This is a genomic window from Promicromonospora sp. NPDC057138, assembly GCF_042670845.1.
Lineage (GTDB): Bacteria > Actinomycetota > Actinomycetes > Actinomycetales > Cellulomonadaceae > Promicromonospora.
Map to the genome: position 1 here is coordinate 1 of NZ_JBHUUX010000010.1, position 25347 is coordinate 25347.

The 25347-nt window shown below is 69.7% G+C and carries 31 protein-coding genes and 1 tRNA gene; 22 read left to right on the plus strand and 10 right to left on the minus strand.

What is annotated here, in order from left to right:
- Window positions 1-393 precede the first annotated feature (393 nt).
- Both gap and ACFT2C_RS09080 read left to right on the plus strand, forming a co-directional pair.
- Window positions 394-1392: a type I glyceraldehyde-3-phosphate dehydrogenase gene (gene gap, locus ACFT2C_RS09075; protein WP_377206715.1), complete on the plus strand. Its 999-nt coding sequence runs from the start codon at window positions 394-396 to the stop codon at window positions 1390-1392.
- A gap of 61 nt (window positions 1393-1453) precedes the next feature.
- Window positions 1454-2209, plus strand: a complete 756-nt coding sequence (locus ACFT2C_RS09080; RefSeq protein ID WP_377206716.1) for an alpha/beta fold hydrolase — start codon at window positions 1454-1456, stop codon at window positions 2207-2209.
- Between the two features lie 71 nt (window positions 2210-2280).
- Here the strand turns inward: ACFT2C_RS09080 and ACFT2C_RS09085 are convergent, their stop codons facing one another.
- A complete protein-coding gene (locus ACFT2C_RS09085) occupies window positions 2281-2724 on the minus strand; it encodes a protein-tyrosine phosphatase family protein (RefSeq protein WP_377206717.1) in 444 nt (147 codons plus the stop codon).
- An 83-nt stretch (window positions 2725-2807) separates the two neighbouring features.
- On the opposite strand from ACFT2C_RS09085, the gene ACFT2C_RS09090 reads away from it, so the two are divergent.
- Entirely contained in the window at window positions 2808-3389 is a 582-nt protein-coding gene (locus tag ACFT2C_RS09090; protein ID WP_377206718.1) for a dihydrofolate reductase family protein, read from the plus strand.
- Between the two features lie 36 nt (window positions 3390-3425).
- Here ACFT2C_RS09090 and ACFT2C_RS09095 read toward each other — a convergent pair whose 3' ends face one another.
- The gene (locus tag ACFT2C_RS09095) at window positions 3426-4001 is read right to left on the minus strand and encodes a TetR/AcrR family transcriptional regulator (protein WP_377206719.1); all 576 of its coding nucleotides are present in this window, start codon (window positions 3999-4001) and stop codon (window positions 3426-3428) included.
- Between the two features lie 96 nt (window positions 4002-4097).
- Between ACFT2C_RS09095 and ACFT2C_RS09100 the strand changes: the two genes are divergently transcribed.
- Window positions 4098-5027 carry an SDR family oxidoreductase gene (locus ACFT2C_RS09100; protein ID WP_377206720.1) on the plus strand — a complete coding sequence of 310 codons (930 nt, stop codon included), beginning with the start codon at window positions 4098-4100 and terminating at the stop codon, window positions 5025-5027.
- A 71-nt stretch (window positions 5028-5098) separates the two neighbouring features.
- Here ACFT2C_RS09100 and ACFT2C_RS09105 read toward each other — a convergent pair whose 3' ends face one another.
- Together ACFT2C_RS09105 and ACFT2C_RS09110 are read right to left on the minus strand one after the other, a co-directional pair.
- Window positions 5099-6754 (minus strand): beta-1,3-glucanase family protein, encoded by a 1656-nt coding sequence (locus tag ACFT2C_RS09105; protein ID WP_377206721.1) that lies wholly within the window; start codon window positions 6752-6754, stop codon window positions 5099-5101.
- Window positions 6755-6886: 132 nt separating this feature from the next.
- Window positions 6887-7576 carry an alpha/beta fold hydrolase gene (locus ACFT2C_RS09110; protein ID WP_377206722.1) on the minus strand — a complete coding sequence of 230 codons (690 nt, stop codon included), beginning with the start codon at window positions 7574-7576 and terminating at the stop codon, window positions 6887-6889.
- A gap of 88 nt (window positions 7577-7664) precedes the next feature.
- On the opposite strand from ACFT2C_RS09110, the gene ACFT2C_RS09115 reads away from it, so the two are divergent.
- Together ACFT2C_RS09115 and ACFT2C_RS09120 are read left to right on the plus strand one after the other, a co-directional pair.
- A complete protein-coding gene (locus ACFT2C_RS09115; RefSeq protein WP_377206723.1) occupies window positions 7665-8474 on the plus strand; it encodes an AraC family transcriptional regulator in 810 nt (269 codons plus the stop codon).
- A 131-nt stretch (window positions 8475-8605) separates the two neighbouring features.
- Entirely contained in the window at window positions 8606-9601 is a 996-nt protein-coding gene (locus ACFT2C_RS09120) for a sulfotransferase family protein (protein WP_377206724.1), read from the plus strand.
- Between the two features lie 304 nt (window positions 9602-9905).
- On the opposite strand, the gene ACFT2C_RS09125 is transcribed toward ACFT2C_RS09120, so the two are convergent.
- Window positions 9906-10547: a hypothetical protein gene (locus ACFT2C_RS09125; RefSeq protein ID WP_377206725.1), complete on the minus strand. Its 642-nt coding sequence runs from the start codon at window positions 10545-10547 to the stop codon at window positions 9906-9908.
- A gap of 155 nt (window positions 10548-10702) precedes the next feature.
- Here ACFT2C_RS09125 and ACFT2C_RS09130 point away from each other — a divergent pair, with 155 nt between their 5' ends.
- On the plus strand, window positions 10703-11251 hold the full coding sequence (locus ACFT2C_RS09130; RefSeq protein ID WP_377206726.1) for a hypothetical protein: 549 nt from the start codon (window positions 10703-10705) through the stop codon (window positions 11249-11251).
- Between the two features lie 44 nt (window positions 11252-11295).
- Here ACFT2C_RS09130 and ACFT2C_RS09135 read toward each other — a convergent pair whose 3' ends face one another.
- A complete protein-coding gene (locus ACFT2C_RS09135) occupies window positions 11296-12096 on the minus strand; it encodes a protein phosphatase 2C domain-containing protein (RefSeq protein WP_377206727.1) in 801 nt (266 codons plus the stop codon).
- Window position 12097: 1 nt separating this feature from the next.
- Entirely contained in the window at window positions 12098-12937 is an 840-nt protein-coding gene (locus ACFT2C_RS09140; protein ID WP_377206728.1) for a helix-turn-helix domain-containing protein, read from the minus strand.
- Between the two features lie 232 nt (window positions 12938-13169).
- Here ACFT2C_RS09140 and ACFT2C_RS09145 point away from each other — a divergent pair, with 232 nt between their 5' ends.
- The 14 genes from ACFT2C_RS09145 to xerC all read left to right on the plus strand — a co-directional run bounded on the left by ACFT2C_RS09145 (window position 13170) and on the right by xerC (window position 22095).
- Window positions 13170-13400 (plus strand): hypothetical protein, encoded by a 231-nt coding sequence (locus tag ACFT2C_RS09145; protein WP_377206729.1) that lies wholly within the window; start codon window positions 13170-13172, stop codon window positions 13398-13400.
- A complete protein-coding gene (locus ACFT2C_RS09150) occupies window positions 13397-13711 on the plus strand; it encodes a DUF6284 family protein (RefSeq protein ID WP_377206730.1) in 315 nt (104 codons plus the stop codon). The genes ACFT2C_RS09145 and ACFT2C_RS09150 overlap by 4 nt, the downstream gene beginning before the upstream one ends.
- A gap of 14 nt (window positions 13712-13725) precedes the next feature.
- A complete protein-coding gene (locus ACFT2C_RS09155; protein WP_377206731.1) occupies window positions 13726-13932 on the plus strand; it encodes a hypothetical protein in 207 nt (68 codons plus the stop codon).
- 3 nt (window positions 13933-13935) lie between these two features.
- The gene (locus ACFT2C_RS09160) at window positions 13936-16164 is read left to right on the plus strand and encodes an FtsK/SpoIIIE domain-containing protein (protein ID WP_377206732.1); all 2229 of its coding nucleotides are present in this window, start codon (window positions 13936-13938) and stop codon (window positions 16162-16164) included.
- Between the two features lie 3 nt (window positions 16165-16167).
- On the plus strand, window positions 16168-17253 hold the full coding sequence (locus tag ACFT2C_RS09165) for a hypothetical protein (RefSeq protein WP_377206733.1): 1086 nt from the start codon (window positions 16168-16170) through the stop codon (window positions 17251-17253).
- 62 nt (window positions 17254-17315) lie between these two features.
- Window positions 17316-17687 (plus strand): hypothetical protein, encoded by a 372-nt coding sequence (locus tag ACFT2C_RS09170; protein ID WP_377206734.1) that lies wholly within the window; start codon window positions 17316-17318, stop codon window positions 17685-17687.
- Window positions 17688-17829: 142 nt separating this feature from the next.
- Window positions 17830-18177 carry a hypothetical protein gene (locus ACFT2C_RS09175; protein WP_377206735.1) on the plus strand — a complete coding sequence of 116 codons (348 nt, stop codon included), beginning with the start codon at window positions 17830-17832 and terminating at the stop codon, window positions 18175-18177.
- Between the two features lie 19 nt (window positions 18178-18196).
- On the plus strand, window positions 18197-18613 hold the full coding sequence (locus ACFT2C_RS09180) for a hypothetical protein (protein ID WP_377206736.1): 417 nt from the start codon (window positions 18197-18199) through the stop codon (window positions 18611-18613).
- Complete coding sequence (locus tag ACFT2C_RS09185) at window positions 18606-18767, plus strand: hypothetical protein (RefSeq protein ID WP_377206737.1); 162 nt, start codon at window positions 18606-18608, stop codon at window positions 18765-18767. The genes ACFT2C_RS09180 and ACFT2C_RS09185 overlap by 8 nt, the downstream gene beginning before the upstream one ends.
- A complete protein-coding gene (locus ACFT2C_RS09190) occupies window positions 18767-18979 on the plus strand; it encodes a hypothetical protein (protein WP_377206738.1) in 213 nt (70 codons plus the stop codon). Before ACFT2C_RS09185 ends, ACFT2C_RS09190 begins: the two co-directional genes overlap by 1 nt.
- Window positions 18976-19203 carry a hypothetical protein gene (locus tag ACFT2C_RS09195; RefSeq protein WP_377206739.1) on the plus strand — a complete coding sequence of 76 codons (228 nt, stop codon included), beginning with the start codon at window positions 18976-18978 and terminating at the stop codon, window positions 19201-19203. Before ACFT2C_RS09190 ends, ACFT2C_RS09195 begins: the two co-directional genes overlap by 4 nt.
- Window positions 19200-20486: a hypothetical protein gene (locus tag ACFT2C_RS09200; protein WP_377206740.1), complete on the plus strand. Its 1287-nt coding sequence runs from the start codon at window positions 19200-19202 to the stop codon at window positions 20484-20486. Before ACFT2C_RS09195 ends, ACFT2C_RS09200 begins: the two co-directional genes overlap by 4 nt.
- 164 nt (window positions 20487-20650) lie before the next feature.
- Window positions 20651-20881: a helix-turn-helix domain-containing protein gene (locus ACFT2C_RS09205; protein ID WP_377206741.1), complete on the plus strand. Its 231-nt coding sequence runs from the start codon at window positions 20651-20653 to the stop codon at window positions 20879-20881.
- The gene (xerC, locus tag ACFT2C_RS09210) at window positions 20878-22095 is read left to right on the plus strand and encodes a tyrosine recombinase XerC (RefSeq protein WP_377206742.1); all 1218 of its coding nucleotides are present in this window, start codon (window positions 20878-20880) and stop codon (window positions 22093-22095) included. Before ACFT2C_RS09205 ends, xerC begins: the two co-directional genes overlap by 4 nt.
- A gap of 101 nt (window positions 22096-22196) precedes the next feature.
- On the opposite strand, the gene ACFT2C_RS09215 is transcribed toward xerC, so the two are convergent.
- The 3 genes from ACFT2C_RS09215 to ACFT2C_RS09225 form a co-directional block, all read right to left on the minus strand.
- Window positions 22197-22268: transfer RNA gene (locus ACFT2C_RS09215), tRNA-Val, on the minus strand.
- An 81-nt stretch (window positions 22269-22349) separates the two neighbouring features.
- Window positions 22350-23198: an aminotransferase class IV gene (locus tag ACFT2C_RS09220; protein WP_377206743.1), complete on the minus strand. Its 849-nt coding sequence runs from the start codon at window positions 23196-23198 to the stop codon at window positions 22350-22352.
- A 13-nt stretch (window positions 23199-23211) separates the two neighbouring features.
- Window positions 23212-23802, minus strand: a complete 591-nt coding sequence (locus ACFT2C_RS09225) for a dihydrofolate reductase family protein (RefSeq protein ID WP_377206833.1) — start codon at window positions 23800-23802, stop codon at window positions 23212-23214.
- A 201-nt stretch (window positions 23803-24003) separates the two neighbouring features.
- Between ACFT2C_RS09225 and ACFT2C_RS09230 the strand changes: the two genes are divergently transcribed.
- Entirely contained in the window at window positions 24004-25335 is a 1332-nt protein-coding gene (locus tag ACFT2C_RS09230) for an ABC transporter substrate-binding protein (RefSeq protein WP_377206744.1), read from the plus strand.
- The last annotated feature ends 12 nt before the right edge of the window (window positions 25336-25347 follow it).

Consider the following 25347-nt stretch of genomic DNA (forward strand, 5'->3'; position numbering starts at 1 on the left):
AGCACTTCCCGCCGCTTGGACAACGGCCAGGGATACCCAGACGGCATCACAACCCCCGATCACTCGAACGTTGCACTGACCGTATGAATCCGCCGGGCTCGGCGGACCCGCAACCCTCGGTTCGAAGCTGCCTGTGACACATAGCTTGCGGTTCGGCGCCGCCGCGCGCCCTGATGGACGCGGAGCTTGCGGTTCGGCGCCGCCGCGCGCCCTGATGGACGCGGAGCTTGCGGTTCGGCGCCGTCGCCCGCGGTGCGGTTCGACGCGCCGGACCCACCGAGCAGGGCCCTGGCGCGATCCTTGCGGGTAGTGGCGAAACGTATGGCGCAATCCTTGCGCACCATGGCGTTCGAGCCTCTTTCGACCCGGCGCCGGCGCGCAGAGCATGGAGGCATGACTCGCATAGCCATCAACGGATTCGGCCGCATCGGCCGCAACTCCCTCCGCGCCCTGCTGGAGCGCGACAGCGACCTCGACGTGGTCGCGATCAACGACCTCACGGCCCCGGACGCCCTTGCCCACCTGCTCAAGTACGACAGCGCGCTCGGCCGCCTCGGCCGGTCCGTCGAGGTCGACGGGGACGAGCTCGTGGTCGACGGCCGCCACATCAAGGTGCTGGGCGAGCGTGAGCCCGGCAAGCTGCCGTGGGCGGAGCTCGGCGTCGACATCGTGCTCGAGTCCACCGGCCGGTTCACCTCGGCGGACGCCGCCCGCGCGCACCTCGACGCCGGAGCCCGGCGGGTGCTGGTCAGCGCCCCCTCGGCCGGCGCCGACGTCACGCTCGCCTACGGCGTGAACACCGACGTCTACGACCCGGCCCAGCACGTGATCGTCTCGAACGCCTCGTGCACGACGAACGCCCTGGCGCCGCTGGCCGCCGTCCTGGACGACCTGGCCGGGATCGAGCACGGCTTCATGACCACCGTGCACGCCTACACCCAGGAGCAGAACCTGCAGGACGGGCCGCACCGCGACTGGCGCCGGGCCCGCGCCGCCGCCGTCAACATCGCGCCCACGACGACGGGCGCGGCCAAGGCGATCGGCCTGGTGCTGCCGAACCTCAACGGCAAGCTGTCCGGCGACTCGATCCGGGTACCCGTCCCGGTCGGCTCCCTCGTGGAGCTGAACACGACGGTCTCCCGCGAGGTCACCCGTGACGATGTGCTCGCGGCCTACCGGACGGCGGCCGACGGCAGCCTCAAGGGCATCCTCGACTACTCCGACGAGCCGCTGGTCTCCAGCGACATCACCGGTCAGCCGGCGTCGGCGATCTTCGATGCCGCCCTGGTCCGCGTCGACGGCACGCACATCAAGGTCGTCGCCTGGTACGACAACGAGTGGGGCTTCTCCAACCGGGTCATCGACACGCTGGAGCTGCTCGCCCGCGCCTGAGCGACAGTAGCGTGCTGCTGTGCGCGTGCCTGATCGATGCGGTCACGGAAGGGAACACCTCATGATGAACGGCCTGCCGTACTTCACGGCCGGCACGGGATCGCCCCTGGTGGTTCTCTTCTACACCCCGGAAGCGGCCAACCCGACGGGCCTGGCTCGCTGGTCGACGATGCGGATGCTGCGACCGTTCACGGAGCACTTCACGGTCTACGTCGTCAATCGCCCGCCCGGGCTGCCGTCGTCGACGACGATGGTCGACCTCGCGGCCGTCTACGCGGCAGCGATCAAGACCACCTTCGAGGGCCCGGTGAACGTGCTGGCCATCTCCACGGGCGGGTCCATCGCCCTGCAGCTTGCCGCCGACCATCCCGACCTGGTCGACCGTCTCGTCCTGGGCGGTACGGCCTGCAATCTCGGCCCGGTCGGCAAGCGAGCCCAGCGCGCCTACATCGAACGAGCACGCCGGGGCGACCGGCCGAGCCCTGCGCTGGCCGAGGTCGTCACGGAGTCGGCCATCGGCCGAAGACTGCTCGCCGGCCTGCTCTGGCTGTCGGACGGCGGCCACAAGGACTACACCGACGCCGTCACCGTGCTCGATGCCGAGGACGGCTTCGACCTGCGCGGACGGCTGCACGACGTCAAGGCGCCCACACTGCTGATCCAGGGCGACAAGGACCTGGTCTACCCGATCGAGCTGGCCAGGCAGACGGTCGAGGGCATCCCTGACGCCCGGCTCGTCGTCTATGCGGGCCGAAGCCACAGCAGCACGTTCAACGACAAGCGCTTCGCCCCCGACGCGCTCGCTTTCCTCAAGTAGTCGAGTGGCAGCGCGAGTGGTCGGCATTCCGTCAGGTCATCGGCACTCCGAGGTACCGATCACCTGACGGACTACCGACCACCCGCCACGGCTGCCGCGACGCTCCCGATCCACCTGCGTTGCCGCCGGGTCTCCACCGCGCGGGGCCGGTAGTGCTCGCGTACCCACGCCACGGCGTCGTCCGGCGCCACTCCGCTCATGATCGCGAGGACCGCCATCGCCGTGCCCGTCCGGCCGACCCCGCCGCCGCACGCGATCTCGACCCGCTCGGTCGCTGCCCGCGCGTGGGCCTCTCCCAGCGCGGCCACGGCCTCGTCGGTCGAGCTGGGCAGGCCGAAGTCGCGCCACCGGACCCACCGGTACTCCCAGTCGGGAACCCGCGGATCGCGGCCGAGCAGGTAGACGGCGAAGTCCGGGGCGGGGGCGTCGCCGCGCAGACGGCGCAGCCCCGTGCCGCGGACGCGCCGGCCGTCGGGGAGCTCCACGACGCCGTCAGTCATGTCCCACTGGCTCATCGCCCCAGCCTACTGAGCCGCGCACCGATGAGTAACGTGGCTTTCCACAGTCGGACAGGCATGGAAACCGGAAGGAGCCAGTCATGAGCAAGATCCTCACTCATATGACCATGTCGCTGGACGGGTTCATCGCCGATCCGCACGACAACCCCGGAGAGCTCTTCGACTGGTACGGGTCCGGGGACGTCACCGTGCCGAGCTCCAACGAGGACGTCTCGTTCGAGGTCGATGAGGCCAGTGCGGCCGTGCTGCGTGACCTGACCACGAACGTCGGGGCGCTCGTCGCCGGTCGGCGCCTGTTCGACATCGCCGGCGGGTGGGGAGACAACCACCCGGTGGGCGCCCCCGTCGTCGTGGTCACTCACCGCCCGCCCGAGGACGCGGACAGATGGCCGAGGACGACGTTCCTCGACGACGTCGGCACGGCGATCGACCGGGCCCGGGAGCTCGCGGGCGACAAGGACGTCACCATCGCGAGCGCGAACGTGGCTCAGCAGGCCCTCACGCTCGGCCTGGTGGACGAGGTGTGCGTCAGCCTCGTGCCCGTGCTGTTCGGCGAGGGGATCCCGTACTTCGCGAACCTGGGCGGCCACCACCTCCTGGAGGACCCGGTGGTGGTCCAGGGGCGTCGGGCGCTGCACCTGAGGTACCCCGTCCGGCGCTGAGCGGGGTGGGCGATCGGGCGGCCCGGCGGGCCCCTGTCACCGACCGGGTGCGACGTCCGACATCAGCCCCGCGAGGTCGTCGAACTCCCGCGTGAGCAGGGCTTCCAGGCTGGCCGACGGGTCGTCCAGCCAGCGGTCGACCACTTCGGCCCAGGCGACCAGGCCGACGTCGGCCGCCAGGCGGGCCACGCGCCCTGGGAGCCCGCGGTCCTCGAGCGCCGCCGCGAGGGTGGACTTCAGGGACTGACGCTTGGCCAGATCACGCTCCCGCAGCGCGGGGGACGCCGAGATCACGCGGTGCCGGGCCTCGGTCACTGTGCGTGCCGCCTCGAGGGTCGGCACGGCCGCCCGGAAGGCTCGGCGCAGGACCGCGAGCGGCGGAGCGTCATCCGGAGCGCTGCTCACGGCTGCCGCCAACGCCGCTTGGAGGGCTGCCTCGCCGTCGAAGAGCACCTCGCGCTTGTCGGCGAAGTGCCGGAAGTAGGTGCGTTCCGTGACCCCGGCCCTGGCTGCGATCTCGGCAGTGGTCGTGGCGTCGAACCCTCGCTCGGCGTAGAGATCGAGAGCGGCCTGTTGCAGGCGGCGGCGTGCATCTTCTCCACTGCGAGGCATGGGCCGATGCTACCGCGTTGTGTCAGTCACTGCCGCGACCGTGTTAGTGTCAGCGACTGACGCTACGTTGCTTTCCGCTTCGACCCAGGAGTCCTCATGCATGTGTTCGTCACCGGCGGATCCGGTCAGACCGGCCCCGCCATCGTCACCGAACTGATCACGGCGGGCCACGCCGTCACCGGGCTGGCCCGGTCCAGCGCCAGTGCGGACCGTCTCGAAGCGCTCGGCGCGACGCCGTTCCCGGGCTCGCTGGAGGATGCCGACGCACTCGCCGCCGGGGCGGCCCGCGCCGACGGCGTCGTGCACATGGCCATCGCCGGCAGCTTCGCCGACCCGGACGACCTCGCGCGCCGCGACGTCGCCGCGATCACCACGCTCGGTGAAGCGCTCGTCGGCACGGACAAGCCGTTCGTGAGCACGTCGGGGACGCTGGTGCTGCCCGCCGGCCGCGTCAGCCACGAGCGGGAGCCGGCGGACCCGGCGTCGATCGCTCCGTTCCGCATTCCCGGCGAGGACGCATGCCTCGGGTTCGCGGAGCGCGGCGTGCGGTCGAGCGTCGTCCGGCTCGCTCCCACGGTCCATGGGCCGCGAGACCGCGGCTTCATCCCGGTGCTCGTGGCGACCGCCCGCAGGACCGGGGTGTCGGCGTACATCGGGGACGGCGCGAACCGCTGGCCCGCGATCCATCGGCTCGACGCCGCGCGAGTCTTCCGGCTCGCCGTGGAGAAGGCGCCGGCGGGCTCCGTGCTGCACGGAGTGGGTGAGGGCGGAGTCGCCTTCCGGAGCATCGCGGAGAAGATCGGCGAGATGCTCGGGGTGCCCACCCGGTCGCTGGCGCCCGAACAGGCGGCGGGCCACTTCGGCGACCCGTTCCTCGGCATCGCCTTCGGCATCGACGTGCCGGTCTCCAGCGCACGCACGCGGGAGCTGCTCGGCTGGACCCCCGCGCACCAGACGCTGCTCGACGACCTCGGGACGGGCGACTACTTCGCTGGCGCCGCCCAGGAGTCGCACGCCCAGCACTGACGGCCGCGCTGCCGACTGACGACGGCGACCCCCGGCCGGCGCGAGGGCCGGAGGTCGCCGTCCTCGCGTCGTCAGAAGGTCCAGCGCTGCGCCTCGGCGCCGGAGCAGGAGCGGATCTCCAGCCGCTGGCCGTCGTGCAGGGGCGTGCCCCCGACCGTCGTCAGGCACTTGCCCGACTGCGGGTTCACGATCGCCCGGGAAGCGGACTGGTACGTCCAGCTCTGCGCCGCGGTCCCGTTGCACGTCCACAGCTGCACGACGGCGCCGTCGGCGGAGCTGCCGCCCGACACGTCCATGCACCGGCCGAGCGCTCCGAGCGTGGAGCCCGACCGGGTCCAGGTCTGGGCTGCGTTGCCGCTGCAGCTCACGATCTGCAGCGGGTTGCCGTCGAACGAGTCGGCCCACGGGACGTCGACGCACATGCCGTTGGCAGCATGCACCGGACCGGTGCCAGGCGGGAGGGCGGACCCGCCGCCGTCGTCCGACCCCGCGATGGGTGTTGCCGCGCCCTGGAACGGGTCGAGCTGGATGTAGGCGGCGGACGGGTTGCCGTCGTGCACCAGCGACTCCTGCGCCAGCACGTCGTCGAACGCGAAGCCGTAGGCCTTGCCGTTCGCCATCTGCTGGTGGATGTACTTGGCGTAGTAGTCGGTGACGGCCTCCTGGTAGAACCCGGAGGTGCTGGTGCCGGGCTGCGTGGTGGTGGACAGCAGGGTCGAGCGGTGGAAGCCCGCGCACAGGGTGCGGGCGATGGCGCCGATGTCGTTGTTCGGCGCGGCCAGGTCGTTGTAGCAGCCGAAGATCGAGTCGCTCGACGGCTTGCGGAACTCCGTGACGAACGCGCCCGACGAGTTGGTGAAGCGCATGACGCCGTTCTGCACGCGGCCCGTGAACCGCGCGGCCGGGTCGGAGGAGTAGGGCGCGACGGTGAGGGGCTCGTTCGCGTACTTGGCCCACACCCGGTCGACGTAGTCGGCCAGGACGTTCGCGTCGATCTGCCCGGTCCCGATCGCGTGGCCGGGGGCCAGGACCCGCAGGAGCGAGCCGTCGGGCGCGCGCTGCGCCAGGTTTCCCCACCCCGGCGTGCCGGCCAGGGCGCTGACGACGTTCTGATAGCCGTCCGGCTTGAGCATGCCGGTGCTGATCACGGTGCCGTCCGCCTTCCGCAGGCCCGTCTGGTACGGGGCGGAGAGGAAGTCGACCTGGGTGCTGTTGATCCACAGGCCGTCGTTGTTGAGCGTGAACTCGGTCCAGCTGAACAGCTTGTTGCGGTTGGGGTCGCTCGGGTTCTGCACGGCGGGCTGCACGAGCCGGCCGTCGTTGACGACCTTGAACGCGAGCTTGCTGTCATAGGAGAAGTAGACCCGGCCGGACATCTTGGGAAGCTGGATGGTCTTCGACTGCCCGTTCGCCGGGCCGGCGATCGAGGCGTCGGGGGCGTCCACCGGGGTGCCGCCCACGGTGGGCCAGGGATGGAACGTGCCCGCCACGTCGGACCAGCCGAGCCCGCCGGTGCCCGGGTCGCCGAGCACGTAGATGAAGACCTGGCCGCCGCGGCCGGAGTCGTTGGTGATGGTCAGGGGGATGGTGGCGGGGACCGCCGTCGCGGGCGTGGGCTGGGTGACGACGAGCGCGGTGGACGTGATGGCGAGCACGCCGAACGCGGCGACGGTGTTCAGCAGTCTGCGGAGCCGGGGCCTTCGGGTGCGTGACCGTGCTGGTGACATGGGGAGATCTCCTCGTGTGCCGTGGAGTACGTCGTTGTACTTACTGGACTGTCAGCAGAACCGAGCAGATCGGATATTAGTGAGGAATCCTGACTATGTCACTAGTCGGGCGCGATGAGCTGGTTGGCCTGGCTAGGCGGCCGGTCGCCCGGCGCCCGCGCCGAGCAGGAGTGCGGCGACCGCCTCCGGCGCCTCGTGCATCGCGTCGTGGCGGGTCGGGAGGTCGTGGACCTGCCACCCGGGATCGGCCTGGAGCCGGGTGCGGAGCTCGGCGAACGGCGTCCGGTCTTCCCATCCCGAGCAGTAGACGAACTCCCGACGCGGGATCCGGGCGAGCGCGCCGGTGAGCCGGATCCTCTGCAGGAACGAGGCGAGGGGATGGGGCCGACGGCGGGGATCGCCGCCGTCCGGCGGTCGGACGGCGTAGCCGGTGGTCGCCGCGCCGGCGGCGAACACTTCCCGGAAGTGCTCGTTCGTCGACGACCAGCACGACTCGCCGTCGCGCGGGACGTAGGCGTCGAGATGCACCAGCCGCGAGATCCGGCCGTCAGCGCGGTCGGCGGCGGCGGCGATCACCATGCCCGCGTAGCTGTGGCCGACCAGCGTTGCTCCGGTGATGTGGGCGCGATCGAGGAGCCGCAGCACGTCGTCGGCGTGCGTGTCGAGGTTGGCGGTCGCGACCGTCGCCTCGTCGTCGTCGGGCCGCAGGCCGGTCAGGGTCAGGGCGTGAACGGTGTGGCCGGCACGCTCCAGCAGCGGGGCCACCGCCTCGAACGACCAGGCGCCCTTCCAAGCACCGGGCACAAGGATGAACGTCGCCATGGGTCTCGCTCCATCTCTGAGATGAACTCCGTACGGAGGAAGTCTCGCCAGATCGAGGTATGGCGTGCTACCGATAGGATGCCAATCGATGCCCGTTCGCCGCCAACCTCGCCCAGCCGCCGGTGTGACGTCCCACGTGTGGCCGTCCGGGGGTCGTCACCTCTGGCCGTCCGGCGGGACGAGCGCCGTGCAGTCGCACGCACAGGGACACCTGGTCTACGCGGCCAGCGGCGTCCTGACCGTTCATACCGATGGCGGTACGTCGATCGTTCCCGCCAACCGGGTCGCCTGGACCCCCGCCGAGTTCACGCACTACCACCGCGCCCACGGGGACACCGATATGCGGATCCTCTTTCTCGCCCCGTCCCTCGCCCGGCTCGTACCGGACCACCCCGCCGTGTTCCTGGCCTCCGACCTCGCCCGCGAGGTCCTGCTGGCCCTGACCGGCCCCCGCAACTACGACGACGCCGCGCCTGGCTACAGCCGGTCCGCGCGCTCTCGTCTGCTTCGAGTCCTCGTCGACGAGCTGCGCGAAGCCGACGAACAGCCGCTGCAGCTCCCGGAGCCGCGGGACGACCGGCTGCAAGCCATCGCCCGGGTGCTGCACGAGACGCCGGCGGACGGCGCCACGCTGGCCGAGCTCGGGAAGGCGATCGGCGCCAGCACCCGCACCCTCAGCCGGCTGTTCCGCGACGAGCTCGGCATGACCTTCTACGAGTGGCGCACGCAGCTGCGCATCTACCACGCGCTCGTGCTCCTCGCCGAGGGCCACGACGCCACCCGGACCGCCTACGCCTGCGGATGGGCCAACCCCAGCAGCTTCATCGCGGCGTTCACCCACATCGTCGGGACGACCCCGGGCCGCTACCGAGCCGGCCGCCGGACCACCGCGCCCTGAACCAGCCAATCGTGGTGTCGATGTGGTCCCGGACCATCGTCCCAGGAGGTGCATGGCGGAATGCCGTGCCACGGTAAGACGGACGATGAGACGTACGAGTGGAGGCGCCTGACGTGCTTACGGTGCGAGAGATGGGCACACAGCTCGCCCGCCGGTTCGGTACGACGCTCGAGAAGCGCGCGGGCGTCCGGGTGACGCGCGTTCCCCGAGCCGGTGGCAAACAAGCGGGTGCTGCCCGCGGCGGCGCGGGCGGCGGAGGCGGGGGCGGCGCGCCGCACGGCCCCGGCCGGAAGCGCAAGTTTCGCCCGCCGGCCGACCCGGCGGCTGATCGCCTCCTGGTTGCTCCGCTCTTCGTGCTCTCCGCGCCGCGCTCCGGCTCGACACTGCTGCGCATGGTGCTGGACAGCCACTCCGAGCTGCACGCCCCGATCGAGACGCACGTCCGGCGGCTGTCCGTCCGGTTCAACACCCGGCTGGCCCGCAACGCGATGGAGGCCTTCGGGCACAACATCGCCGACGTCGAGCACATCCTGTGGGACCGGCTGCTCCACCGTGAGCTGCTGCGCAGCGGCAAGAAGACCATCGTGGAGAAGACCCCCAGCAACGTCTTCGTGGTCGACCGGCTCGCGGTGTGCTGGCCGGACGCCCGGTTCCTCTTCCTGGTGCGTCACCCCCTGTCCATCGCGCGTTCCTGGCACGACGCGGACCCGACGCGGCGGCCCATGAACAAGGCCATCCACCACACGCTGAAGTACATGGAGGCGCTCGAGGGTGCGCGTCAGCGGCACCCCGGACTCACGGTCCGCTACGAGGACCTCACCACCGAGCCGGAGGCCGAGACCCGCCGCATCTGCGACTACCTCGACGTGCCGTGGGAGCCGGGCATGATCGCCTACGGCGAGCAGGAGCACGGCGAGCTCCGCAAGGGCATGGGCGACTGGCGCGACAAGATCCGCACCGGCACGATCCAGCCCGGCCGCCCGCTGCCGCGCCCCGGCGAGGTCCCCCGCGACCTGCGCGAGATGTGCGAGCGCTGGGGTTACGCGACGGTGCCGGCCAAGGGGGCGATGGCTGAACGTGAGTCAGCTCCTGCCACCCAGGAGGCGCACGGTGAGCCCTGGGCGTAGTCACCTACTTTGTTACCCGGCCAAGCGTCGGAGCTGATGACGGACAATGCGAAAGGCCCTCCGCCCCAGCGTTTCCGCTGGTAGGAGGGCCTTTCGACACGGTGGGCGATACTGGGATCGAACCAGTGACCTCTTCGGTGTGAAGGCATCCCGGGCTGTGTAGAGAGGTCCTAAAGCGCTGAGAAACCGTCCTAGTTAGTCCAGCGGAGTCCTGCTGTGGCTCACCCCGTAGTCCCCCAATTGGTCCCCCGGCGGTCGGTCCAGCGGGCCACGGACTATGCCCCTCAAACTTGGTCGTGGCGGCTCACTTCGGACGCCATGCGGCCGCCCGCTTGAATCGCCTGACGGCGCGGGTTCGGAATGACAGCCACCACACGGGCCAGCCTGGGGAGTTGAACCATTCGCTCCGTGATTGCGGTTCCTGGACGAGTTTCACCGGTTGGTGTCGCAGCATGCGGCCGTTCGGGAGCCGCCACCACCACCGCCCTTTTGCGTCCTGGAAGGCGATTGCGACGAGGAAGTGGAAGTGGTGCATCCGTGCGTCCCATTTGCTGACTGCACGCCCGGAGATCTCGAACGTGCGCGTGTCATGCGGAGGAATGAGCGGCACGCTGATCGGCACCGGGCGTGGTTCTTCGACCTCGCGTGGCCAGATCCAGACTTGGACCTGCTGTAGTGCCTGGCCGGTGCCATTGCGGACGCTGAGGTTGACGCCTTCCTCGACGGTCGGTTTGGCGCCGACCGGCTCCGCCCAGGCGCTGACATCGGTGAGCTGTAGGAACTGGTCCAGTCGCCGCCGTCGGGCTTCGAGCACGAGCGCGAGGAGGGCTAGCACGGCGGCGACGATCACGCCGAGCGTTTCGAACGCTTGGAGGTGCTGGAACACCCATGACCACGTGTTACCGATCCACTCCCACGGAGACGAGGGCATTACGAGCGCAGGCATGCGCTGACGCTATGTGCGGGCGGCGGCTCCGGCCTAGCCTGATGCGGGCTTTCACCCATCGCCGCAAGGGACCCGTCCTGCGTGCCTTGCCAAAACGGCGCACGCTAAACGCTGGACCACACCAGCACCACGCCCTCCCCAGAACGGAACCCACCATGCGTAAGCTCATCGCCGCGCTCGGCATCACAGCGGCCGTCACACTCACCCTCGGGGCCTGCACCGCAGACCCCGAGAGCGCCGACACCCCGCCCGCCGTCGAGCCCACCGAAGGCGACGCCCCTCTGCCCGAGGACGCGTACGAGACACCCGAGGTGGCCACCGCGCAATTCGGCGACACAGGCTACGAGTTCGAAGACGGACTCGCCGTCAGTGTCAGCGAGGGTGAGAGCTTCAAGCCGAGCAAGTACGCCGTCTCCGACGAAGCACCCCACTACCTGAAGTGGACCGTCACCTTCACCAACGGGACCGACGAACCTTGGCGTGCGATCGACACCGTGATCGCCGTGGCATCCGGCGGCGTCGAGTACTCCGAGGTCTATGACGATGGTGTGGGGGAGCAGCCCAGTGTCCCTCTGCCGCCTGGGGAGAGCGCGTCCTACGATGTCGCGTTCGGGGTTGAGGATCCTACCGATGTCAGGATGTCGGTTACCCCGGACTTCGCTGACCACGCCGTCGTCCTCTTCACCGATGCGCAGCATGGCTGAGAAGGAGCGCCACCGTCGCGAGAAGGGCGAGGGCCAGCGGACATTTAAAGCGCGGTGACGTATGCGGCAGTTGCGTCGTCGGAGATCTTGTTCCGTGGCCATCGGGTGGCGTCGGGATCGCTCGCTTCGGCGCCTCTCACCTGGCGGATCAGCGCGTCTGGTCCAGCGTCTCGGAGGAGGTCGAGAACGTCGGGCCAGTCGTACAGACCGAACTCCACTGCTCGCGCTGCGCCGTCGCTGAGAACCGCCACCTGGCGGACCTCAGGGACCGGAATCTCGCCAGTCAGAGCATGCTCTGCCGCCGCCGGATCCGTCGTTGCTACCCAGAACCCGCCTGGCACGTTGCGGGCGGCCAACTCTGCATGCTTCATGCGGACGAGAGCTGCTGCCTTCTCCGGGTCGCTGGCGTGCATCGCATCGGCGGCGGCCCGCTCGGCCGCCGCCGTCTGACTCACGCGCTGGTCGCTGACGACCTGTATGCCATCGGCCGAGTCAATGACGACAGTGACGTCACCAAGCACGAGGTAGCGCATGGTCCTCCCGGTGACCTGAACGATGGCGACGGCGGCCGAGGGAGTGCCAGGGTGCGACAGATCGCACGTGTCGCGGTGCAGATCGGCCGTCCGGCTGATAGCTGCGGCCAGTGCCCCGGCTGGACCAAGAGGGGCATGATCCTTGATCCCTTCCGCGAGGTGGCCTGCGAACCACGACACGCCATGGATGCACCCGGTCTCGGTCCGGGCTGTGGCGCCGTCGAGCAGCACAAAGATGTCGGGGCCGGTTGCCGTGCTGTCTTCGTTGGCCCGGCTGGGAGAACCGGGCTCTGCCGCGATCGCCACTTGCATTTCAGGTTCCTTCGTGCCGATAGATCGGCGTGATTCTCTCGGTTGAGAGGATCTTCCGGTCATTGTCCGGCTCGAATTTACTGGCGACGATGGTCGAGAATCGCTTGGTTTTGAGTTCGCGGTGCAGTTCCTTGAGGTTGTCCGCTACGAACTGCGCCGCCCCAAGGGTGCCCTGGGCGTGAATGCCAGCAAGGTAGAGGAATGTTCCCTTACCGTCGGGGCGCGGCAGCCGCCCGATGTAGGCATAATCCGTGGGCTCCCCCTGGTCGCGCGGAGAGCGAAACTCTGTTCCCGTCGCCCGTTCTATGAGGAACCAGCCGTCTTTATCGTTGGCGAATCCAAGGTGCGGGTCCGCCCCCAGTGCCTGGCCGACGAAGGGCAGGAGCCGCGGGCTGGTCAGGACGACGAGGTTGGGCCTGTTCAGGTCCACCAAGCCAGGCGGCGGCACAATTTCGTGGCTGGAGTCGAGGCCGCTTGCCTTTGCCGCATTTGCCAACGTCTCATATGCGGCCAAGGTCTCAGCGGAAAGCATGTTGCTGGGATCGCTCCTGCCCGTCTCCTGCTTGCTGCCGATCGCGAATGTCAGGTGACCGGTCCCGAAGAAAGCGCGCTCCGGCCGCGAGCCTGCGGAAAGCATCATCGAGATTCGCGAGCGGGATATACCCAGAAGGTCAGCCAACTGCGTCTGTGTTCTTCCGGCGGCGAGCAGTTCTTCCAGCGCCTCTTTCCGCAATCGAGCAAGTTCCTGTCCGGTCGCCTGGTTCTCGTCGATCAGGGCCGAGAGCTTCTTGGCCCGCTCTTCCGGGTCGCTGATTGCGGCAACGGACGTGAGGTCCGACATGGATGTCCTCCACCTAGTTAACGGGGCTTACTCAGGCTACCCCTGTCAACGGGGGATGGGCACCCCTCGTTCCGTCACCCCCGGCGACGCGACCGTGTTCATAGGGGTTGACAGGCTCACTGAACCCGTGTTCTCGTATGTCATACCCGGTAAGTGACCCGGTTAACAGGGGTTGACGGCCGGGCTTCGGGCCGATGGGCGGTCCGGGACTGAGGCACCGAGGAGTCGAGCAATGTCGAAGAGGACTGAGGACCTGGCAGCCGCGAGGCGGCTGCTGCTCGCGCTGTCCGAGGGACTGAGCAAGGCAGGGCAGCTGCTGTTCGCGACCGGTCTGGCCGACGACGGTCGGACCGTGTCCCGCATGGTCACCGACCTCGCGGCGATGCGGCGTGACGTCCGCGCCGCCCACCACGCGGCGATCGCCGCCGAGCGTGGCACCACCGCAACGGAGGACAACCGATGAGCACCTACACCGCCCTTGCCGCGTTCGACGACGAGCCGACGCCGAGCGACCTCGCGGCCATCGTCGACGAGGAACTTGTCATCGCGGCCGGTGTCGACGTGGTGGACGCCGAGTGCGCCCTTGCGGCGTCGCCCAACGAGTTCACGATCCGCCGCCACCGCCGCGCCGTCGTCGCTCTCGGCGTCGCGCTCCGCACGGCGGTCGAGACCAGCACCAACCGCGCCACGTCTACGGCTCCGGTGTTCGTCGCCGGTAGCCCGCTCTTGACGGCCCGCCGGGTCGTCATCCGTCCCGCCACCCGCACCGCCTGACAAGGAGCTCCGCCATGATCACCGTTTCCCTGCTGGTCTTCCTGCTTATCGTCTCGTTCATCGCAGTCAAGTACGGCTCTGCCAAGGTCGGGACCCTCACCCTCGGTGTCTGCCTCGGGCTGGCGCTTGCGTCCACGTCGTTCGGCATGTGGGGCGTGGATGCCCTGAACGACTTGCTCAACAACCTGTTCACGGGCGCCAACGGCATGGTGGAGGGCTGACGCATGACGAACCCCAACGACCACATGCCGGGTGACCACGTCCCCGACGACGCCGAGCTCGACGCGATCGTCAACGGCCCGGGCGAGGTCGTGAGCCTGACCGACGCGCGCCGCGCGCGTGGCCTGGACCAGAGCGCCGGCGGGGCGTCGGTGGACGAGGACAACACCCTCACGGGTGAGGTCATCGACGCCCCGCCCGCTCCGTCGCCCGAGGCCGCCGTGCGTGCGCCGCGTGTCCTGGAGCACCGCGGGGACCACGAGCCCCTACAGGTTCTGCCGCAGTGGGCCACCTCCCCGGAGGTGTTCCTCGCCGCTGTCCAGCGTGAGTCCAAGTTCGTGGCCTCGTGGGTCGGCCACCACGGCATCCGGCTGCCGTTCGTGTACCTGCCCAAGTTCCTGGCCCGCGCCGGGGTCGGCCTCGGGCTGTGCGTCCGTGGCCTGGCCCGGTGGGTGACCGACGCCGAGAACAAGGCCACCCGCGCCGCCCTCATGGCCGGTGTGCGCGGCACCGCCGAGTGGAAGACGCTCCGCAAGGAGCACGCTGACAGCGTCCGCGCCCGCCTGGGTGGCCTCGCCGCCGCCGGGATGGTCTCCGGCGTCGGTGGCGTGACCCTGTACAGCTACGGCGGCCCCGACACCCTGACCGCCGCCGCGATCACGGCCGGTGCCGCCGCCGTGACGGCGTTCGGCGTCGTCGGCACGAAGAAGATCACCAAGCCGATCCTGGACACCCACGAGGAGAAGGTGCCCAAGCTGACCGTGGACCTCGTCACGGACGCGCTGCTCACCCTCGGGCTGGGTTCGATGGGCGAGGTCAAGGCGGGCCGTGCGGAGAACAAGATCCTGCGGATCTTCCCCACCACGGGCGGCGTGGAGATTCACGTTGACCTCGTGCCCGGTGCGACCACGGCCATGGTGATTGAGCGCAAGGACCGCCTGGCCTCCGCGCTGCGCCGCCCGCTGGACACGGTGTGGCCGGAGAACAACCACAAGGCGCACCCGTCCCGCCTGAACCTCTACATCGCGGACAAGGCGCTCTCGGAGCGTCGTGCCGTGGAGTGGAAGCTGCGCAACCGGGGCGAGACCAACGTGTTCGAGGCGTTCCCGATCGGTGAGGACCAGCGTGGCCGCCCGGTGCTGGTGAACCTCATGTACAACAACGTGGTCATCGGTGGCCTGCCCGGCATGGGCAAGACCTACCTCCTGCGCGTGCTGATCCTGGGCGCGATGCTCGACCCGCGTACCGAGCTGCACATTCACGAGCTCAAGGGCACGGGCGACCTGCTGGCGCTCAAGCCCGTAGCGCACGTGTGCCAGTCCGGTGACGACCCGGACGACTTCAAGGCGCTGCTGGCCGACCTGCGCAACGTCCGTGAGGAGATGCGCCGCCGGTCCGCGTTCATCCGGTCCCTGCCGCGTGACGAGGTGCCCGAGTCCAAGGTCACCGACGAGCTGGCCAACCGGTACGGCATCCGCCCGCTGCTGTTCGTCATCGACGAGTCGCAGCTCGCGTTCAAGGACCCGACCTACGGCGGCGAGATTGCTTCCCTGGTCGAGGACATCACCCGCCTGGGGCGCGCCCTGGGCATCATCCTGATCCTGGCCACGCAGCGCCCGAACAAGGACGCGATCCCCACGGCGATTTCGTCGCTGCTGAGCATCCGCATGGCCCTGCGGGTTGGTGACCAGACCACCAACGACATGGTGCTCGGCACGTCGATGTACAAGGCCGGGCACCGGGCCACGGACATCGACCCCGAGGCCAAGGGCGTCGCGCTCATGGCGGGGGAGAAGGCTGACCCGCAGCTCGTGCGCGGGGCCAGCGTGGACGGGGCCGCCTCGGACAAGATCGTCGAGCGCTCCCGCGCCATCCGCGAGGCCAAGGGCCTCCTGACCGGCCAGGCCGCCGGGGACGAGCCTGCCGACCTGGACCACTCCACCGTGCTTGACCACCTGCTCGCGGTCTGGCCCGAGAGCGACCCGGAGTGGCCCACCGGGAAGATCTGGTCCGACGAGCTCGCCGCCCGCCTGGCCGAGCACAAGCCCACCCTCTACGCCGGGTGGGACGCCGCCCAGGTCAACGCCGCCGCCAAGCGCCACGGCGTCACCGCCAAGAACGTCAAGCACGGCACCGGAGCGAACAACGTCCGCAAGGGCCTCGTGCGCGCCGAGGTCGTCAAGGCCGCTGGCGAAGTCATCGCACTGCCCGACACCACCACCGAGGAGGACTGACCCATGAGCACCAACACCACCCGACCGGGCTCGCGTCGCCTGGTCCTCGCGGGAGCCGTCTCCGTCGCTCTCATCTCGACCGTGTCCGCTTACCTCGCCATGGTGGGGTTCGGCACCGACGTCCTGGGCATGGACCCGGTCACCGCCTACACCACGGCGGGCGTGTTCGAGCTCTCGCTCGTGACCGTCGCGCTGCTGGCGCGTGAGGCTGCCCGGGACAACCGGCCCGGCGGCACGCTGCTCACGCTCACGTGGGCGCTGTCGTCCGCGTCCGGTGTGTTCGCCGCCGTGCACGAGGTCTACCTCGAGCACCCCGCCGGAGCGGTCGCGTTCCGGTTCATCGTGCCCCTGCTGGCGGCCCTGATGTGGCACCTGGCCCTGATCGGTGACCGGCACCTCGCGTCCGGGGCCTCGTGGTCCGGGATGCGGCAGGCCATGCGGATGCACGCCCTGTTCCTGACCACGGAGGACGCTGTCCGGGCGCACGCCGCCGACGACGGCACACCCGCCGCCCGGCGCGCCATCGTCCGGGCCGAGGCCCGCCGCCGGGCGGCCCGGGCCGTCGCCCTCAAGTCCGTACCGCCCGCCCAGATGCGGACACAGACCGCCGAGTGGATGGACTCGCTGTCCGCCGTCGCGGACGCCGTGACCGACGTGGCCCGCCTGCACGTCGAGGCCAACAACCGCGTAGCTGGCTTCGTGTCCGGGCCGGTCGTGTCCGGGCCGGACTACACCGACCGCGCCGCCGACGCTGTCCGGGCAGAGCTCGCGGACATCATCACGGACGCTGACCGGCTGTCCGCCACCCCGGCGGCCGGACAGGACACGCCCCGTGTCCGGGCCACTGTCCGCCCGAGCAAGCCCCGGACCGTCCGCCCGGTGTCGAGCGGTGACCGGGCCGCCCGTCTGGACATCGTGTCCGGGCTGCTGGACACCAACCCGGACGCCACCGCTCGTGACGCGCTGTCCGCTCTGTCCGACGCCGGACACCACGTGACCGACCGGACCGCGCGCCGCCTGCTGTCCGACGCCCGCCCGGCAGACACGACCACCGCCACGGACGCCGACACCGACGTCGAGGCGGCATAACTGCCCGAGCACTGGCACACCGTCGCCTGACCCGCGCCACCCGCCCACTCGTAGGAGGAACCGTGAACCGCAACGACAACCTCAGCCCAACCGAGTACGCCGAGCTCGTGCGCGACGCTCGCCAGCTCGTGGCCGCCGTCGAGCGCGCCGTACGCCGCACGGGTGCCGTGTTCGTCGTGACGATGGGCCTCACCGTCGCCGCCACGGCCCTCGGGCTGGACGTGGTCGCCTCGCTCGCCGCCGTGGTCGCTGTCGCCTCGTTCGCCGTCGCGCTGGTCTCGCTCATGGCCCGTATCGCCCTCGGTCCCATGCCCGCCGAGGTAGCCACCACCACCCCCGCCGCACTGGTCGAGCACCCGGCGAACGGTAGCGCAGGCCCCGCTACCGGTAGCGGCACCGCTACCGCCGAAAACGGCGTGATTCCAACGAAGTAGCGGGGTAGCGCCCCCACGCGGCGCACCCCGAAACCCCCACCTCACGCAGTTCTGAGGGCACGGCGGGCCGCTACCGCTACCCGCCGTGCCCCTACCCCACCCATGCCAAAAACAGGCCGCAGAACAGGAACGGAGACCCGCCATGACCAGCACACCGCCTGCCGGTCGCGCCTACTCCCGTCAGGTCATCGCCGCGTGGCTGCACGGCTACACCACCGGCCACGCGTCCGGCTGGCACGACGGCCGCGCCGCCGGGCACGCCGAGGGGTACGACGCCGGGCACGCCGACGGCATCCCCGCAGGCCGCGACCAGGCCGACCACGAGGCCGCCGAGCGGTTCCGCCACTACCGCGCCATGTCCGACGCCATCCGCCCCAACCTCGCCCGCCCCCGCCCCTACGGCGAGGCCAAGCCACTCCCGACCCCGACCGAGTGCCTGGCCACCTGGCCCGCCACACCCGCCCTGCACGCCGTCCGCGACGCCGCCTAACCCCGAGGGAGACACGACCATGAAGCACTCCACCCGCCACCTGACCGCCGTGCCGGCGCAGCCTGCCCATGACGTCGAGGAGTTCGTTCTCGACGTCCACCGCACACACACGAGCTGGTGCTACTGGCCTCCCGAGGTCGGACAGGCCCGCCGGTTCGAGCTGTCCGAGGCGCAGGCCGGGACCTACCCCGTACGCGTCGGGACCAGTCCCGTGGGCGACCTGCTCGCGGTGGTGGACCTGGACACGTTCGTCATGCGCCGCATCACCTGGCGGTGGATCTTCCCGAGGGTCGAGCGGCTCTACGCCCGGACGGTGTCCGACGTCGCATGGCTCACCGACGAGGTAGCGGACGGCGCCGCCGCGATGACCGACGACGACGGCACACCGCTCGCCACCTGGCGTCGTCTCGACACGGAGGAGGCCGACCGTGGCTGACCTCGCGAGGTGCAAGACCTGCGGGCGGATCTACATGTCCCGCGACCGATACGCCTACGAAGACGGGTTCGGTCACCGGGTGGTTGCCGGGCACTGGCCCGTGTTCGACCGCTACGTCGAGCTCGACGAGCTCGACGAGACCGGGGAGGCGTGATGGCCGTCATCGCCGCCTACCGCACGGCCCGCGCCCGCCGCGTCTGCGACGGCCCCGGCGCGTGGGGAGTGCGCCACCACATCGAGCCCGGGCAGCGCTACCAGCGCCACGCCGCGACGCCGAACGACAACGACCTGGGCAACCCCCGTTGGTGGGTGCTCAACCTCTGCCAGACCTGCATGACTCCGGAACCGATGGGAGCCCGTTCATGACTCGCTCGCTGCGCACGACCCCGATGCATTGCGGCAAGTTCAACGGCCCGCATGACTGCCTCGAACCGGCCGGGCACGTCGGCGACCACGTGTGCGCCGGATGCCATGACCGGTGGAACCGAGGCCCGTGGGACGACGACCCCGACGACCTCGACCCCTGGGACGGCACCACCTGCCTGGACGACCTGAACGACGAGCTCGACGACGAGGAGGCCGACCGATGACCGCCACCGTGCCCGACTTCCGCACCGGCACCGAGCCGGAGGACCTGGACCCGGAGTCGGTGTTCTGGGAGGCGCGCCCCGAGCTCGCTGCCGTCCGCCAGACCGCCCGCGCCGCCATGGCCTCACCCTGGGCCGTCCTGGGCTGCGTCCTGGCCCGAGTGTCGCTCTCCGTGCCGCCCTCGGTCGTCATCCCGCCCCTGGGCAACGACCGCTCCGCCGTGGCGTCCCTGAACGTGTTCGTGGGCCTCGTCGGCCCGTCCGGCACCGGCAAAGGCGTCGCCACCGCCGCCGCCGAGGACTTCCTGAACACCCCGCCCGGCGGCGGTCGCCTCATCGAGAAGCTGCCCCTCGGATCCGGCGAGGGCATCTCCCACACACTCATCGACACCGACAGCGAGGGCGAGAACACACCCTCCATCCGCTCCGTGTGGTTCGACGTCCCCGAGATCGACACCCTCACCGCCCTCATCGGTCGCCAGGCATCCACGACGTCGTCCGAGCTGCGCAAGATGTTCTCCGGGGAGGGACTGGGCTTCCAGAACTCCGACGCGACCCGCCGCAAGATCGTCCCCGCGCACTCCTACCGCGCCGCCCTCGTCGCCGGGGTCCAGCCGCTCAAGGCCGGGCCGCTGCTGGACGACTCCGCCGGGGGTACGCCTCAGCGGTTCCTCTGGCTGCCCGCCACCGACCCCGGAGCGCCCGACGTCACCCCGGACGCCCCGCCGCCCCTGTCCTGGTCCAGCCCGGTCCTGGCCACCGAGCACCGCCGCACGCCCCTGACCGTGGCCGCGTCGATCACGGCAGTTCTCCGGGAGGAACGTCTCAACCGGCTGCGCGAGGTGATCACCGATGGGCTCGGACAGCAGTCCCTTGTTCGGCTCAAGGTCGCTGCCCTGCTCGCCCTGCTGGCCAAGCGTCTCGACATCACCGAGGGCGACTGGAGCCTGGCCGACTACATCATGCGGATGTCCGACCACACCCGGAACCGGATGCGTGACGTGCTGCGCGCCGAGGCAATGCAGGCTGTCCAGGCGCGGGCCGAGGCCCGGGCCGCGTTCGACGAGCACCACGCCGCCGCCGCCGTACAGCGCACCGCCGCGAAGATCCTCACCAAACTCGACACCGAACCGGTCTCGGCGACCACGGTTCGTCGAGGCCTGGGACCGGCCCTGCGCGACTACTTCGAGGCCGCCACCGACGACCTGATCCGGCGCGGTCTGATCGACCGCCACGACGACGAGTACCGAGGCCAGCCCCGCACGCTGCTCCGTCTCCGCCGGTGACTCGTAGGCGGTTAGGGGTGACAAACCGTCACCCCTAACCGTCACTCCTAAAACCCCAGGTCAGAGCCACTTTTTAGGCGTGACATTTAGGGGTGACGACTGTCACCCCTAACCCCCTCCGACCACCGCCCGCAGTAGGCATCGAACACTCAGGGAGACCCGTCATGGCTACCGCCACTCCGCCGGTCTATGTCGAGACCACGCCCACCATCACCGCCGTCGTGCCCTTGCTCTACCGCGTCGAGGAAGCCGCCGAAGCACTCCGGCTCTCGCGCTCGCAGGTCTACGAGCTGATCCGTTCCGGTGCGCTGCGCACCGTCAAGATCGGTGGCCGCCGCCGCGTGCCGGTCACCGCCTGCACCGAGTACGTCGAGACCCTGGAGGTGGCAGCATGACCGAGGAAATGAAGAAGCCGCGACGTTCGCGCGGCGAGCGAAGCGTCTGGTTCGACGAGTCCCGGAACAGGTGGATTGCGCAGGCGACCGTGGGCTACACCGGGGCCGGAAAGCGGATCAAGCGCAAGGGCTCCGGAACCAGCAAGTCCGCCGCGCTCGCCGCCCTCAAGGTGCGGATCGACGACTACAAGAAGGGCCTGGGGCCAAACGCCGAGAGGTACACCGTAGGCAACGCCATCTCGGACTGGCTGGAGTTCGGCCACGGAGACGTAGACGTGGACACCTTCAAGCGGCACGACTACCTGTCACAGCACGTCGTCAAGGCCCTCGGTGCCCGGAAGGTGCGCGACCTCAAGACGCGAGAGGTCGAGGCGTTCCTGAAGACGCTCGCGCCGACCCACGCGACCACCACGATCCGGGATATCAAGTGGTGCCTGAACACGGCCGTCCGCCGGGCCATGGCCCGGGACATGGTCGATCGGAACGTGGTGGAGCTTGCAGAGGTGCCACGCGGGCTACCCGGGAGGCGGTCCAAGTCGCTCACCAAGGAACAGGCGCTCGGAGTCCTGATCCACACCAAGACGCACCCGATGTACACCTACCTCGTCGTATCGCTCCTGACCGGCGCGCGTACGGAGGAGGTGCGTGCCCTGACGTGGTCCGACGTCGACCTTACGAGCGAGCCCGGCTCGATTGCCGTCCTGCGATCGGTCCGAAAGACGGGTGACACGAAGACTCAGAAGTCGCGTCGCCTGCTCGGTGTGTCCGATCTCGTGGTGGACGTTCTACGGCGCCACAGAGTGAAGCAGGGTGAAGCGCGCACACGCGCCGGTGCCCAGTGGACTGAGACCGGTCTGGTCTTCACCACGTCGCGGGGAACGGGACTCGACGCCGCGAACGTGAGGCGGTCTGTTCGTCACGCGCTCCGACTGGTCCCGGGCATCGACCCGGAGGAGTGGGCGCCGCGCGAGCTTCGGCACTCGTTCACGTCGATCATGTCGCAGGAGAAGGTTCCCGTGGAAGAGATCGCCCGAGTGCTCGGGCACTCGGGATCCGCAGTCACGGAGAAGGTGTACCGCCACGAGCTGCGCCCCGTGATCGAGACTGGCGCAACCGTCATGGATCGCGTATTCGCCGTTGCCGACGTCGGGCCGGACTGGCACATGCCTCCGCTGTTCGACGTCGCCACGGCGCAAGGCCGTGGAAGTGCTTAGTCCCCCAGTTGGTCCCCCAAGGGCCTGCAGCGCGACACGTCTAGGTAAATAGAAAGTCCCCCTGACCAGCGTTTCTGCTGGTCAGGGGGATTTTCTCTATGTGGGCGATACTGGGATCGAACCAGTGACCTCTTCGGTGTGAACGAAGCGCGCTACCCCTGCGCCAATCGCCCGTGCCGCTCGCCCCGTAGGACGTGCGTGGACGATATTAGCCTGGTTCGAGCGCGGATGCGAAATCCAATCGCCCCGACGTGTCAGGGATCGATCCGCTCGCGCATGTTCCGCTCGAACAGGTCGCGCGCGGCGCTCGACAGCTCGCCGATCTGCAGGTCGACGCCGTCCAGCCACACGGTCGGCTGCACGTTCCGCACGGACCCGGTCAGCAGCATCCGCGCCGTGCCGGCGGTCACCCGGTCGAGCACGGAGAACGGCAGCTCGCCGTCCTTCGCCTCGCGCACGGGCAGGCCCTCCTCGGCGCCCCACTCGAGCAGCAGCTCGCGCGTGATCCCGGCGAGGCAACCCGAGCTGAGCGGGGGAGTGACCAGCTCGCCGTCGATCTCGAGGAACACGTTGGAGCCGGTGCCCTCGCACAGCTCGCCCTTCGTGTTCGCGAAGACCGACTCGTCGGCGCCCTTCTTGATCGCGTCCGCGAGCGCCACGACGTTCTCCGCGTAGGACGTCGTCTTCAGGCCCGCCACCGCGCTGTTCTCGTTGCGGGTCCAGGGGGAGCGGGCGGCGCGCCCGGTGGGCACGATGACGGCGGCGCTCGCCGCCACGACCACCGTCTGCGGGGTGTCCGAGCGTCCGGAGCCGAGGGGCCCGACGCCGTCGGTCACGGTGATCCGCAGGCGCCCGGCGTCGGGCGCGGCGGCGAGGACGGCGTCGACCCCGCTGCGCACCTTGGGGAGGTCCAGGGGCGCCATGCCCATGCCCGCCGCGGACCGTTCGAGGCGCGCGAGGTGGCGCGTGAGGGCGAAGGCGTGCCCGTCGAGGACGGCGCAGGTCTCGAAGACGCCGTCGCCGACGGTGATGCCGTGGTCGACCGCGCTGAGCGCGGCCTCGTCGGGCGCGACCATGCGCCCCTCTGTCCAGATGACCGTCATGGCGCCCAGTCTGTCACCGGCGCAGCGTCATATGGGTGACCTCGGGCGTGTGCCGCACGGAGGTGGAGCCGAACTCGATGGGTGGGACGCCGTCGAACACGCGGGTGCCCGAGCCGAGCGTGAAGGGCACGACGTGCAGGCGCAGCTCGTCGACGTACCCGGCGGCGAGGTACTCGTTGAGCGTCGTGGCTCCGCCGGCGATGGAGATGTCGCGGTCCCCGGCGGCGGCCCGCGCCTGCTCCATGGCGCTGGTCAGGCCGTCGGTGACGAAGTAGAACGTGGTGCCGCCCTCCATCGGGATCGGGTCGCGCGCGTAGTGGGTGAGGACGAAGACGGGCCCGTGGTACGGCGGGTTGTCGCCCCACCAGCCCTTCCAGTCCAGGTCCCAGGGCCCGCGGCCGGCGGTGAACATGTTGCGGCCCATGATGTACGCGCCGGCGCCGACGATGGCGTCGACCTCGGCCTTGTGCTTGTCCCCGTAGTCGAACATCCAGGTGTGCAAGCGTTCGCCCGCGAGCGGCCCGAACGGGTACTCGAGGGTCTGGTCGTGCCCGGCGGAGTAGCCGTCGAGCGAGATTGCCAGGTCTGCTTTGACGATGCCCATGCCTGTCCGACGACGGCGGCCGCCAGAACTCATCGATGGCACAGGATAACGTTGTCCCGCTGCCCGGAGAAGTCTCCTGAGCACTCGTATCTGAAATGAGACAGTCGCTTGACACTCCGGGCCAGGCCGCTAACCTGAGAACGTTTTCCTGTGCCGATCGCGGCGCAGCTCAAGGACGAGAGCTTCTCAAAGGGGAGAGTCATGATCAGATCACGCGCCCGCTGGGCGACCGCGGGGCTCGCCGTCACGGCGCTGGCCGGCCTGAGCGCCTGCTCGGCCGGGGAGGCGCCCGCAGGCTCGACCGACGCCGAGGCCACCGGACCCGTCACCATCGAGGTCTGGGGCTGGAACGCCGAGACCGGCGAGCAGATCGCCAAGGCGTTCAACGAGGCGCAGGGCGACGTCACGGTGAAGTACGTGCTGCAGGCCAGCAACGTCGCCACGCAGACCAACTTCCAGAACGCCATGGAGGCCGGCTCTGACGTCCCGTGCCTGGTGCAGGGCTTCGCGCCCCTGACGACGATGGTCGTCAACGGCTGGGCGCAGGACATCACCGCGCAGGTCGAGGGCTCCGCCGACCTCTACAACGAGGGCGCGCTCGCCGCGGCGCAGGTCGACGGCAAGTACTACGGCCTGCCGTCCGGGTCGGACGGGCAGTTCTACATCGTGAACCAGAAGACGTTCGACAAGTACGACGTCGAGGTGCCGACCACCTGGGACGAGTTCGTGGACGCGGGCCGCGAGCTGAAGCCGCACGGCGTCGACATCACCAACCTGGCAGGCGAGGACCCGAGCAGTCTGATGAACCTGGCCCAGCAGGCGGGCGCCGAGTGGTTCGCGATCGACGGCGACCAGTGGGTCGTCAACTTCACCGACGAGGGCACGCTGGCCGCGGCGGACGTGTACCAGCAGCTCATCGACGAGGACCTGGTCTCGAACCAGACCTACATGGACAAGCCCGCGCTGCTCAAGTATTTCGACTCGGGAAAGATGGCGTCCGTCACCACGCAGTGGTGGTCGCTCGGCGGCTACCAGGTCGGCTTCACCGACTCGGCGAACGACTGGGCGGCATACCCGATCCCGCAGTTCGCGGACGCGACGGAGCCGGTGACTCCCGGACGCACGCTTCCGTCGTTCGTGCCGGTGGGCTGCGAGAACCCCGACGCGGTCATGGCCTATACGGACTGGCTCACCACGCCTGAGGCCGTCGAGGCCGGCAAGAACAAGGAGACGGGCGCCATCGGCTTCCCGACGCAGATCCCGGACCCGTCGCCCTACGTCGAAGAGGTCATCCCTAAGGGCTTCTTCGCCGACGAGAAGACCGCGGGCGACGTGATCGTGGACGCGCAGGAGACCGTGATCGGCAAGTTCGAGCTCGGCCCGGACTACGACGCCTGGTTCCCGGAGCTGCAGGACCAGTGGGGCAAGGCCGTCGCGGGCAAGATCACGCTCGAGGAGGCCCTGACCGCCGTGGAGGAGTTCGTCGCCTCGGACCTGGAGAGCAAGGGCATCTCCTACACCGTCGCCGAGTGAGCCGCTGACCCA